Source organism: Psychrobacter sp. HII-4 (genome assembly GCF_904846595.1).
Classification (GTDB): Bacteria; Pseudomonadota; Gammaproteobacteria; order Pseudomonadales; family Moraxellaceae; genus Psychrobacter; species Psychrobacter celer.
Window position 1 is genome coordinate 1 of record NZ_CAJHBJ010000116.1, and the last position, 580, is coordinate 580.

Here is a 580-nt window from a genome sequence, read left to right on the forward strand (position 1 = left end):
GTCAAGGTGGTCAATGCCGATTCGAAACTGGACGGCGGCGCTCAATCGCTTTATGATTATGTTCGATGACCGTATCAGCAGACATTTAATCTAAATCGCAGTTACACAGAATTCGGGATGGTCTCTAATTCGCTTAATTGACATACCCATTGTGTTATTTGTCACACCAATTTTAGATGCTGATAGCTTCGTTCTAGAGCTTACATAGAGTTCAATTTCATAATCTCTATTTTCAATCTTTTCCATCACACTACGATACTGAGAGTTATTCAAACCACTTCTATTAGCATTAATTGCATCTCTTAGTCTTTGTTCATTTATATCAACAGTAGCAGGCTTCTTACCCCCTCCAAAAGCAGTCAAGGCAGTGTGATAACCATTATTCGATTTTGCCTCAACGATGACCAATTGTCCATTTGGTCTCACATAAGCATATAGTCAGTCTTTTATAAATAAGATACAATGCTTTTAAAATAAAGAGAAAGATATAATCATTATGACTTACTCAGCAGACTTTCGAACGCAAGTTATAAAAAGCGTCAAAGACAAAGACATGAGCATTCGTCAAGCTTGTATTTTC

At 36.7% G+C, this 580-nt stretch carries 1 protein-coding gene; it reads right to left on the bottom strand.

Annotated features, from left to right (window positions below):
* Nucleotides 1-90: 90 nt before the first annotated feature.
* Complete coding sequence (locus JMX98_RS14005) at nt 91-426, bottom strand: hypothetical protein (RefSeq protein ID WP_201587461.1); 336 nt, start codon at nt 424-426, stop codon at nt 91-93.
* Between the last annotated feature and the right edge of the window lie 154 nt (nt 427-580).